This window comes from Sphingobacterium olei (genome assembly GCF_005048855.1).
GTDB classification, from domain to species: Bacteria; Bacteroidota; Bacteroidia; order Sphingobacteriales; family Sphingobacteriaceae; genus Sphingobacterium; species Sphingobacterium olei.
Genome location: NZ_SUME01000002.1, coordinates 532,244 through 543,639 on the forward strand (window position 1 = coordinate 532,244; position 11,396 = coordinate 543,639).

7 protein-coding genes are annotated in these 11,396 nt (G+C 42.7%); 2 read left to right on the forward strand and 5 right to left on the reverse strand.

All coding sequences use genetic code 11. The annotated features are described in order from the left end of the window. Positions 1–159: 159 nt before the first annotated feature. The 3 genes from FAZ15_RS06505 to FAZ15_RS06515 form a co-directional block, all read right to left on the reverse strand. Complete coding sequence (locus FAZ15_RS06505) at positions 160–345, reverse strand: hypothetical protein (RefSeq protein ID WP_162304894.1); 186 nt, start codon at positions 343–345, stop codon at positions 160–162. Between the two features lie 118 nt (positions 346–463). Then, positions 464–754: a hypothetical protein gene (locus tag FAZ15_RS06510; RefSeq protein WP_136900501.1), complete on the reverse strand. Its 291-nt coding sequence runs from the start codon at positions 752–754 to the stop codon at positions 464–466. Positions 755–1,452: 698 nt separating this feature from the next. After that, positions 1,453–1,947, reverse strand: coding sequence for a DUF7000 family protein (locus FAZ15_RS06515; RefSeq protein ID WP_202912330.1), 495 nt, complete (start codon positions 1,945–1,947; stop codon positions 1,453–1,455). A 426-nt stretch (positions 1,948–2,373) separates the two neighbouring features. Between FAZ15_RS06515 and FAZ15_RS06520 the strand changes: the two genes are divergently transcribed. Both FAZ15_RS06520 and FAZ15_RS06525 read left to right on the forward strand, forming a co-directional pair. Then, entirely contained in the window at positions 2,374–3,924 is a 1,551-nt protein-coding gene (locus FAZ15_RS06520; RefSeq protein ID WP_238387174.1) for a polysaccharide lyase, read from the forward strand. A gap of 344 nt (positions 3,925–4,268) precedes the next feature. Then, positions 4,269–5,144 carry an AraC family transcriptional regulator gene (locus tag FAZ15_RS06525; RefSeq protein ID WP_136900504.1) on the forward strand — a complete coding sequence of 292 codons (876 nt, stop codon included), beginning with the start codon at positions 4,269–4,271 and terminating at the stop codon, positions 5,142–5,144. A gap of 8 nt (positions 5,145–5,152) precedes the next feature. Here FAZ15_RS06525 and FAZ15_RS06530 read toward each other — a convergent pair whose 3' ends face one another. Both FAZ15_RS06530 and FAZ15_RS06535 read right to left on the reverse strand, forming a co-directional pair. Continuing rightward, complete coding sequence (locus FAZ15_RS06530) at positions 5,153–8,605, reverse strand: malectin domain-containing carbohydrate-binding protein (protein ID WP_136900505.1); 3,453 nt, start codon at positions 8,603–8,605, stop codon at positions 5,153–5,155. Between the two features lies 1 nt (position 8,606). Next, entirely contained in the window at positions 8,607–11,393 is a 2,787-nt protein-coding gene (locus FAZ15_RS06535) for a glycoside hydrolase family 95 protein (protein WP_136900506.1), read from the reverse strand. Positions 11,394–11,396 lie beyond the last annotated feature (3 nt).

The following is an 11,396-nucleotide window of genomic DNA, read 5'->3' on the forward strand; positions in this document are numbered from 1 at the left end:
ATCAGCATCTCGCAGTACACCTTGCCTGCCAGCTACTTAACAAGCTGTAAAGCTTTTCATTTTTTTTAAATATTGCATTAATTTGGTGTCTAGATTACATTTATTTTTACAAAATAAACCTATTGTTACGTATTATTCATTTGAAAATATATCATGGTACTATTTTACTTTTCTATAAACCCAATATCCTCCCCCCACGGCGAACAACAACAGAATTACGCCCACTCCCAACTTCGTTCTCGTCGCCGTCTTCATCCAGCTGTACGCGCTCGTTCGTTCGTTACTGTCCGCGACACTATCCCTGGTAAGATGCTGCACTTGCCAGTCCCAATTGCATTGATGCATATCCCTGTATTGCATGGCTCCGCGGTATGCGGAAAGGCCACTGTCAGGATGAAAGTAGAATAGGCTATCCGTCCAAAAGGACCAATGCCTGCCGCAGATGATCCCAAACCCCTCTTCTTTACTGGAAGACTATAGTTTTACAAGAGAAAGTCAGGAAGGTACGTGTAATTCCAGCGGGTACATCACCCAAATCATAGGTCATTGCATCAATCATACATTGGAGGTCTGTTTCTAAATAAAACACGTCATAAGTATCATTATCAAATAAAGTAACATAGAATTTCGTCTGATTGAATCCGTGTGTAGGCTCATAACTAAACCATAATTCAGTTTGTGCTTTTGCATTTCCAGTGAATGAAAGCGCCGCAAAGACAATTGCGAACGCGAATAAAATTGTTGCTTTCCTCATTTTGTTTATATTTTGGTTTAAAACCTAAAATAAACATTATTTGTACTAATTCTATATATGATATTCGTCACAAAATGAACAATATTATCATCCTGAATATCAAAGAAATACAAATAATATTATTTATCAATTGAGGGCTGGTTGTTTAGAATCAGCTAAGAAGTTCCAAAACCTAAAGATCCACATTCAAACGACCAATTATTACGCCACTCAGTTAGGCAAGAAGTTATTACGATCGAGTGATGGGGATTAAACGATAACAGCAGTCTAAAAAAAATCCAGATGGTTACATTAAATCATAATGTCTAACCAAGTATTTTAATTTTTCAATTTCCTCAATGGACAGCTTTGTAAGCTTCGTACGGATTTCCCTCCTTTGATATCATCAATATAAGATCTGGCGCAGGGCAAATAAGCCCGGTCGGTTTATTTGCTACTGCAAAGTACCTCAACAAAACGGGAGTGTTATTATCCTTTTAATATCTACCATTAAAGCCTGATTTTCATGTTATATGTTTTTAAATTGTAATAACTTTCATTATGCTGTTCGCTATTTTTGGACTGATCCTGTTTATAATTCTCAAAGTTTTATTTTATGGTTGTTTACCTCGTATCTATTATTTTGATCCGCCTTCCGGAAGAACCTCCTGTAATTCATCTTTATTAGGTAAGTTCGGACTAGGATGATTTAATTTTCTTTACGCTAATTTACTCTTCTTAATGACATCGATTATTTCGCTTGAAATGGCGATTAGTCCTTCTTCGATTTGGCTCGTGAGTGAATCCAGATCGTTAAAATCTGGATTTTCAATCAATACAGCCTCAAGAATAGCGTATTGGGGTTTGGTTGTTCTGTCTTTATTCCACTTAGTCGTTTTGAAATACTGCCAATATCTTTCTTGAATCGGAATCGTCTGTCCTAAAAGCCAAATTTCAAACTGCATTTTTGTATGATTTAATACAACTCCCATTTTTAACTTCCTCTTCTTCAGAAAGTCATTTGAGTAATAGAAATATGTATAGTCCATATATCCTTGAAAGAGACTTCCAAATGAGTAACTCTCGGAAAGGCTTTTTGATAAAGCTGTTCCAAGTCTCGTCACATACTTTACAAGTGCTGTGTATGCTTCCTGAATGTCACCCTTTTTAAGCTGTTCTTTGTATGTGTCTACGTAATGGTTTAAGTCTTTCATCAAAAATATCTATTTGTTATGCCACTTCTTGTCATCCTTTCTGTCGGTCTGCTCGACTTGCACCTAAGGGATTGGGTATTACCAAAGTGGAAAGTTAAGAGCACTAACGTTCAATACAATACAAAGGTATAAAAAAGTTGACGTTGAATTAAGCACCTCCACCCCCGTTATGCAAAAACCGATCTCAGCAGGACTGTATAAAGTTTTCTTTTTACTGTATTATATTGACATAAAAAAATTTTTAATCTCTTTAATAGAGCAGGCAATAATAGATTAATCAAGGATCTAAACAACGGTGTAGATCTCTTCTATTATCGACATAACAATGTGTTAAACATAATTGTTACATTTATTTCACTGCTCTTATTGTATATTTAACTACAATTTATAAACAAATGATAATATCCTATCACGAATAACATGAAAATGAAAACATCCTATAAAATTGCGATAGCAGGCCTGCTTGCGTTATCGTCTTTCTATCCCGCGGACGCTCACGCGCAAAATAGACAACCCGAAGTCGGACAAATACCTCCACATCCACCGCGATTGCCCGAAGGTGCTATTCCGGCATTTCCTGGAGCATGGGGAGGCGGTATGTTTACCACTGGAGGCCGCGGAGGCCAGGTGATTGCTGTTACCAATCTCAACGATAGTGGCCCAGGCAGTTTCCGTGCCGCATTAGAAGCAAAAGGGCCTCGTATTGTGGTATTTCGTGTAGCTGGTACATTAAAAGTAAATGGTGATCTCAACATCGATCAGCCAGATATCACCATCGCAGGGCAATCTGCCCCCGGTGATGGCATTTGTATAGCTGGTACACTTAATATCAACACGCACAATGTCATTGTACGACACTTACGTGTACGCCGTGGTGTTCCCATGGGTGGTCAAGGTGATGACAACATAGGGGGCAATCCGGACCATCACATCATCATAGATCATTGCTCAACAAGCTGGGGCATGGATGAGAATATCTCCCTTTACCGTCACATGAGGCCTTCGCTCGACGGAACCACGCAGATAAAAGACCCAGCAGAGCATATAACAGTTCAATGGACCATTTCCAGTGAAGCGCTCGATGCCAAGGGACATGCTTTTGGTGGTACTTGGGGAGGAGATCCTTCTACGTTCCATCACAACTTATTCGCAAGCAACACAGCTCGGAATCCATCAATAGGGATGTCTGGTCCGTTTGATTTCCGATATAATGTGGTGTTCAACTGGCGTCATCGTACGATGGATGGCGGAGATGAAACGTCAACGATCAATGTCATCAATAACTATTACAAGCCAGGGCCTGCAACGAATGACAACATGCGAGCAGTCTTTGCCCGCATAGAACAACGAAGCATGTACTCTCCCGGTAGTGCATGGCGAGAAGGCGAATGGTATCCAAAAGAATCAAACCGTCCCGGAAAATGGTATGTGGCCGGCAACGTTATGCACGGCAACGAAGAGGTAACCAACAACAACTGGGCCGGTATACGCGTCAAAGAAACGAAAGAATCGGTCATCCCCAATGAAAGTGAAGCCGAAAAATTTGCTCGTGTAAATACCCCATTTGTAGGGTGGCCTGTAGCCCCACACCAGACAGCGGAAGCTGCTTTCGAATCCGTTTTGGCAAAGGCTGGTGCTACGTTGCCAAAACGTGATGCGGTAGACACACGTGTTACAGAAATGGTACGTACAGGAAAACCATTGACAGCAACAGGTATTATCAAAGATATAGCTGAAGTGGGCGGTTATCCTAACTTAACGTTCAATCCTGCGGACGTACCCGTTGATACCGATGGCGACGGTATGCCCGACGAATGGGAAATCAAACATGGCCTAGACCCTAAAAATCCAAAAGACGGTGCGATCGATTCAGACGGTGATGGTTATACCAATGTTGAAGAATACCTAAATGGTACTAATCCCCAGGAAAAAATCAATTACCGCAACCTAGGCAACAATGTCGATACGATTAGTTAAGCAAATAGTTTGACTAATTTTCTTTCACCATACATAACATCAAAGCCCAGTCTTTTTATGATTGGGCCTTGGTATTCATATCAACCGTCATTTTTTATACCATCTTATCATGGTATAAAAAGAAAAAAAACAGCAAATAATCGTACTGATTTTCAACAAATCACAAGAAATAATTTCTTGAAAAACAAAACATTACATAGATAAATCAGCAAAAATGAATTGAAATTCGTCAAGAAAATATTACATAAATTATGATATTTAATTATTTATCTTCATACATTCATGGCAAAAATGTACTACTTTTGAATTGTTAGCAGCTATAAACAGAGGGGAGTAACGATTTCATGAAGCCACTATTTAGAAAAGTTCCTGTACAATACGAGAGTTCTTTCTCGGCACGACATGATATCATGCCCAACTTCGGTAATGTCTGGCATTATCATGAGGAACTAGAACTTCATTATACGATTCGGGGCGAAGGCATTCGCTTTATAGGAGACAATATAAGCAGTTTTGCGCCTGGAGAAATTATTTTGGTGGGCGAAAAACTATCTCACGCCTGGCGTTGTAACGAAGAGTATTACCAAAACAATCCCGACTATTCGATAGAAGCCATTGTTATGCAATTTCTTCCCGATTGTTTTGGAAAGCAACTGCTTGGACTTCCAGAGATGTTCTTATTACCCAAACTTTATGAAAAGGCAAAAAGCGGTATATTGCTTAAAGGCCAGACAAAAAAACGGGTAGCCCAACTCATGCACGACTGCGTGGAGGAAGAAGGTATGGGGCGTGTCATCACGCTCATGAAAATCCTGCAAACAATGGCCGAAAGTGATGAATACGAAACGATTGTTAAAACACAGAGCGCCTTTCTTCACTCAAATGAGGCAGACAGTATCCGCTTGAACGATGTGTTCAACTTTACTCATGCCAATTATAAAAATGATATATTGCTGGAAGAGGTAGCCGGTGTGTCTAACCTCAGCGTGACCTCATTCTGCCGGTACTTCAAGATGATGACCAAAAAGACCTACTATGACTTTTTGATTGAAATCCGCATCAGTCATGCCTGTAGGTTGCTAGTCGAAAACAAGTTGCCAACCGAGGTAATCTGCTTTGAATGTGGATTCAACAACGTTTCAAATTTTTACAGGCATTTCAAAAAAGTAACGGGTATAACACCATTGGATTACAAAAAGAAATATCTACATCGGGTATAACTACCACCCTACTGCACATCAAGATTATCGACATATACATCCTTTGCATCTGCCGCGAAGAGCTTTACAATATATGTACCTGCATTGATCATTGTTGACGTATTCTCATCCAGGTAATTCCACTTTCCTTCTCGTGTAGGTTCGAAGCTAACAGCGGTTTTCGGTTTTAGGATAGCCCCGTCTTTAGCCAATACCTCATAAAATCCAGACTTTGTCTCTTTACTCGAATTATGATACTTGAATGTAAGGGCGTAGATATCGGCTACGCCTACTTGAATTTCCCAGGCAACATAACCCTGATCAGGTGCCATATATTGCAGGCGTTCCTGCCCCTGAAAATCAACCCGCCTCACATTAACCGAAATTTGCGATAGATTGGCTTTATAGCTGTCGGTTTTCTTCAGATCGTAGGCAGGCTGTAAGCCGCTTTGCACCTGAAATGCGCAAATGGCATCGGAATCCACATCCGGGAGCACAAGAACCTCTCCTTTATTCACTATTTTTCTAGACACCAGAAGTTTCTCTCCCGTACTCATCACTACGGTATCCCCGGCATTTTCGTATGTCGGTACCAGCGATTTCGAAATTACATAAAAAATGGTAGGGTAATTAAATGTGAACGATCGCTTAGCTCCTGTAGTTTGAAAATAATCTGACCCGTATAAAAAGGCGGGAAGTTGGTGAAAAGACGAGTCGATATCCATCCAGGAATTCAGCACAAAAGGATCGGTGTCCACAGGTGTAATATTAAAATGACTTGATTTCGTTTTGAGAGTTTCCTCCCCGCTTTTAGCTACGGCAATAGCCTGAATAAGCGCTTGACCGGAATAGATCCGGGGGAAATTTACCACAATCTTTCCGTTTTCAACGATAACTTTATAGGTACGTTTCAAAACTTTATCATGACCTACTTCTTTCCAAATATCTAGCTTATTTTCGACCACCATCCCGTTGATAGCGACATCAAAAAGTCGCCATCCAGTACCATCTTTTATTCCTCCGGTGCCAATCCAGGGTTCCGCAAAATAGAGCTCCACCATATACTCGCCATTTTCTACATCAAATTCAAACGCTAATTTGTCTTGCCCATAGCGGAAGGTCTGAAACAAGGCCCAATCTTCTGTCCCTTTTATCGGGTCAAAAACACGACGCTGGCTCGCAAAATAGGAATTCACGTTATAGTCATCTCCCCATGACCGGGATCCCCAACCGTTCTTGCTGGAATAAGGCTGGTCTGCGGCCCAGGTTTGTCCAAACGTATCTATATAGGTATTGCCCCCACCGTTTACCCGGTACAGATAGGTAAAGTTCTCTTGTCCTTTGAGTAATTCGGATTTATCCACTAATAGCTTGTAATTGGGACTCTTGGGCAGATGATGGAGGAGAATGGTATCCCTAGCTACAACTTTCCCCTTTATTTTCCCTTCCGCCAGCAATACGTTATATTGTATATCCACGTCATTGAATTCAAAATGCTTGCCCAGCCCCGGATTGCTGCGTTTGCCCAACGACCGATTATTGATGTCGTTGAAAAGTTCCACCTCATCGCAATTTGAATATATTCGAATATTATTCTTCACACCCGGTTGCCTCCATCTATTCGGCCAGGTATGCATAGCAATATAGACCATAGGATCGTCCTTTGGCGCATAATGCGAACGGTACATATAGTACGCATCCAATGGCTCTCCCCAAGGTGTGAGTATGCCTTTGTAGTTAACCGGACCGATTTTGTCCAGATCCCGAAAGCCCTCTCCTCCCTGTACACGGCCGGGGTTGTCGTGTGAATTCCACAACCACAGGTAATGTCCGATGGTTTCGTTTTTCACCGAATCCGCTAAACGGATTTTTGTCTGTAGGATCTCCGAGAACCGTTCTTCACTGTATTCATTATGATTTGGCAAATAAGGGCCTTCACTGTGCAATTCCAGACTTCTCCAAGCTCCGTACTCACCAACCAGCACCTGACGCTTCAGATCCTCTCCATAGGTATTATGGTGCCCCCCATAGGTTCCGGTCCAATTCTGAGGCACATCCCAATCCGTGCCGCTACCGCCGTTACAGGTAGTCACCAGGCGCTGAATAGACGCAGTAGGATCCATACTACGGATAATGTCCGTACACTCCCGTGCGAATTCCTCGGGAAGCGTACTTTCGTTTTCTAATCCCCATAAAAATATGGAAGGACTGTTCCTTCGTTCTTTCACCCAATCACGGAGTAAATTTTTAAAGTTTTCCCGAAAGGCTTCATTGTCAAACCAAATGTGTGCCGCCATCTGTGTCCACAATAAAATTCCATTTTCATCCCAAAATTGTTGATATCGCAAATTGTGCGGTTGATGTGCATCCCGGAAAGAATTAAATCCTAATGATTTCATTTCCCGAACACGTGCAGAAATTTCTTCGTCCGCAAAAGCATGCGAATTTCCGAGTTTATGTTCGTATTCCGCAATTCCGTGTATAAAAACTGCCTTATCGTTTACAAACAACTGATTTTTTCCGTTTGGCAACAGCCCTTTTGGCCAGCTGATTTTACGGATACCATAAGGCGTAATGAGCCGGTCTAATATCGTTTTACCATCAGCTATCGTGGTCTCCACTTGATACAAATAAGGCTTATCGGGAGACCATAAGTTAGGATTTGAGACCTGTAGACCGTGTAATCTAAATTCCGCTTCTTTATTCGCAGCAACGGTTACTATCTGCGACGATTTTGCAACCTCTTTACCCGCGGCATCCACTACGCGCGTTTCTAGGGTTAGCCTTCGTTTACGAAGAGACGTGTTATTGACCTCCACGGTTTGTTGAATGACTGCTCGCCGCCGGTCGACCTTTTCGTCATTCCAGTAATGAACGCCAAATGGAACGATATTTACCTCGTTCTTAATAATTAAGGATACTGGCCTGAAAATACCGAGTGGTTGCGAGCCTTCCGAAAATCCCCGTTCCGGTGAACAACCGCCATCTACCCAAGGGAGATCGCGAATATCGGCAGGATGATCGGCCCGTACCGCGAGAATATTTTCTTTACCATCTGTACGTATGGCATCCGTTACATCTAGCGTAAACGTGGTGCGTCCGCCTGCATGATAACCCACGCGCTTCTCGTTGAGCCACACCGTAGCATAGGATCCTACACCCTCAAAAAACAGGTAATATCGCTTGTTATTTTCTTTACTCTTCAGTTTAAACGTTTTCCGATACCAGGCATACCCATGTAAATTGCCGTGTAGCTGACGTCGGTAGCCACCGTACTGATCCCAATTATGCGGCACCTGCACCTGCTTCCATTGCGAGATCGCATTGAAATCAAGCCGTTGGAACCCCTCATATTTAGCCGTATCCACTTCGTCCATTACAGTAGTCCAACCTGTATCTAGTGAAATCTGCTCGCGTGGAATCTGCGCATAGGAGATAAATGGGAAAATTAGAACCAGAATAAAATAACCGTATCGGAACATATTAATTTATCTGTTTTAAATTTGAATCGAATCTGTAGGTCTTTCCTTTTTCCGTATCTAGCTGGATAGTATGGTCTTTGTACTTTAGTAGTAATGGCTTGCCGGCTGTGGACCGCACCTGCAACGTGCTCAACGTATCATCGTCCCAAACCATGTCTACTTCAAATCCTCCTCGTGCTCTTATCCCTTTTATACTACCCACAGCAAGGTACGCCGGCAAAGTGGGTAATATCTCGATGTATGAAAGATGGCTCTGGAGAAACAATTCGGCAATTCCTGCTGCACCACCGAAATTTCCATCAATTTGGAAAGGAGGATGCGCATCAAAAAGATTTGGATAAGATCCGCCATTGCTATCTGCCGGACGCAACAGCATTTTTATCATATTCAGCGTATGATCGCTATCTTGCAGGCGTGCCCAAAAATTGATTTTCCAAGCCAGGCTCCAACCCGTCCCCTCATCGCCACGCATTGTCAGCGTTTGTTTTGCCGCATCCATCAATGCCGGTGTCGCTTCTTTGTTGATTTCATTCCCAGGGTGTAATCCCCACAAATGGGATACATGTCTGTGTTTGTTTTCTGGATCGTCCTTGTCCTCCAACCACTCCTGTAGCTGTCCGTATTTCCCGATTTGGTTAGGCGCAATCTTCGCGTGCATCTGTATGATGGAATCCCTTAGAGCCGCATCGCTATTCACTATATCCGACGACTGTATAAAGATGTTAAATAGGGCCCGAATAATCTGATGATCCATTGTGGGGCCTTTGACCAAGCCGCCGTTTTCGGGCGAATTTGACGGCGTACTCACGAGCCAACCAGTTGATTTGTCTTCGACAAGTACGTCTTTGAAAAATAAGGTCGCCCCTTTTATAATGTCGTAGTAATCTGCTATAAATTGAGGGTCTTGATTAAACTGATAGTGTTCCCACAGATGAGTCACCAGCCAGGCTCCGCCCGTAGGCCATATGCCATGATTGGAGTTGTTAATGGGAGCTGTACCACGCCATATATCGGTATTATGGTGTAGTACCCATCCCCGCGCGTTGTAGTACGATTTAGCGGTTTTCGTACCTGCAACCTGTAGCTCCCGAATCATCTGAAATAACGGCGTATGCAGCTCACGCAGATTCAGCACCTCGGTTGGCCAATAATTCATCTCTAGGTTGATGTTGGTGGTGTATTTACTTCCCCATGATGGTTCAAGCTGGTGGTTCCACACGCCCTGTAAATTGGCGGGCTGTGTACCCTCGCGCGAACTGGCAATTTGTAGATATCGGCCATACTGCACGTAAAGTGCTACAAATGAAGGATCGACATCCTTATCGAAATTGGTTAAACGCACGTCGGTCGCTAGTTGGCTTTGCTTGCCTAAATCGATCGCAAAACGATCGTAAAGATGCTTATAATCTTTCCGATGGGCCTGCGCGAATTCGTCGAAGGATTGGTGGGCCATTCTTTCTTGTACGGCCAACGCCTTTTTATAACCATCGCCTGTAATATCCTTGTAATTCACAAAATTAGTCGCCGCCGAAAGGTATACATAGGCCTCATCGGCATCTTTGACTTCCAGCGTATTGTCGACCATACGAGCAGTACCGTTCTTTAACTTAATACGGACAACACTGACACCAACCAACCCGCCGTCCTTAACATTTACCGTTAAGGAAAGCGTATTCTCATCTACTTTCTCGATCTTATGCTGCGCATGCTTGGTTCCTAATGCAAGCTTAAAGCTTATACTTTTCTTTTTATTTGCGGCAAGTTGGATGCCGATTGCCTGATCTGGAAAACTTGCCAGATAGGTACGTCGGTATTGTACTCCCCGAGTCGTATAAGTTACCTCCGCTAAACCTTCATCCAAATTCAATACCCGCTTATAATCCGTCGCGGTTTCATGTGGAAAAGATAATTTCAGTACGCCAAATGGTTGATAAGACGCCTGATAACTACCCACTTTGGGGGGATTCGCGTCCTGTACGTGGTATTTCCAGTGGCCGTTTAGGGAATGCTTAAGCCCCTCACTATCGACCAAGCCAATGTGCTGGGTTGTATCTTTGTATCCAGCAATTCCACCCTTACCGAATAAGTTAATCACCTGAACGGCTATCACATTTTTCCCTTCATGTAGCACATTTTTGGGTATTTTATACCCTCGTTTAACAGCTTCACCCTTGGTATTTCCAACCAATATGCCGTTAATGTAGGTATAATCAATATCCCTAACGCGATTCAGATCGAGTACCCAGTCTTTTAATAAATCTGCTTTGGATAGATCAAATTCTTTGCGAAACCACAGGGCGCCATCCAGTCCTTCCAATCCCACCGATTCCCACCCCTCATAAGCGGGAACAACTAAGTTTTTCCATCGGGAGTCGTCAAAACTAAATGCTGAAGGACCATCCTGTTGTCCAGGTATTTCACTTACTTTCTTCAGCCATTCGCTGTTATCTTCGGTCTCACTTTTCAATCCCATGAATTCACTCATGGCCAATTCTTCTGCTCGCTTCTGATTGCCAACCTCCAGTAAATAACGAATGCTATCTAAATAATGATGGGCATTCTTTGCATTATAATTACGCGGAGCACCTGTCCAAAGGGTTTCTTCATTAAATTGAATTTCATCTTCAGCTACGCCCCCATATATCATCGCCCCCAGCTTACCATTTCCAATAGGCAAGGCCTCTTCCCATACCTTCGCAGGAGAAGAATACCATAGTTTATATTGTGCAAATGATAAGTTTGCACAAAACAGAAGTAGGAATAGTAAAGAGAAACGCGTCAAATACATGTG

Excerpts from the sequence above, each read along its gene's own strand:
- FAZ15_RS06505 (WP_162304894.1), bottom strand. The coding sequence starts at position 345 with ATGCATCAATGCAATTGGGACTGGCAAGTGCAGCATCTTACCAGGGAT.
- FAZ15_RS06510 (WP_136900501.1), bottom strand. The coding sequence starts at position 754 with ATGAGGAAAGCAACAATTTTATTCGCGTTCGCAATTGTCTTTGCGGCG.
- FAZ15_RS06515 (WP_202912330.1), bottom strand. The coding sequence starts at position 1,947 with ATGAAAGACTTAAACCATTACGTAGACACATACAAAGAACAGCTTAAA.
- FAZ15_RS06520 (WP_238387174.1), top strand. The coding sequence starts at position 2,374 with ATGAAAACATCCTATAAAATTGCGATAGCAGGCCTGCTTGCGTTATCG.
- FAZ15_RS06525 (WP_136900504.1), top strand. The coding sequence starts at position 4,269 with ATGAAGCCACTATTTAGAAAAGTTCCTGTACAATACGAGAGTTCTTTC.
- FAZ15_RS06530 (WP_136900505.1), bottom strand. The coding sequence starts at position 8,605 with ATGTTCCGATACGGTTATTTTATTCTGGTTCTAATTTTCCCATTTATC.
- FAZ15_RS06535 (WP_136900506.1), bottom strand. The coding sequence starts at position 11,393 with ATGTATTTGACGCGTTTCTCTTTACTATTCCTACTTCTGTTTTGTGCA.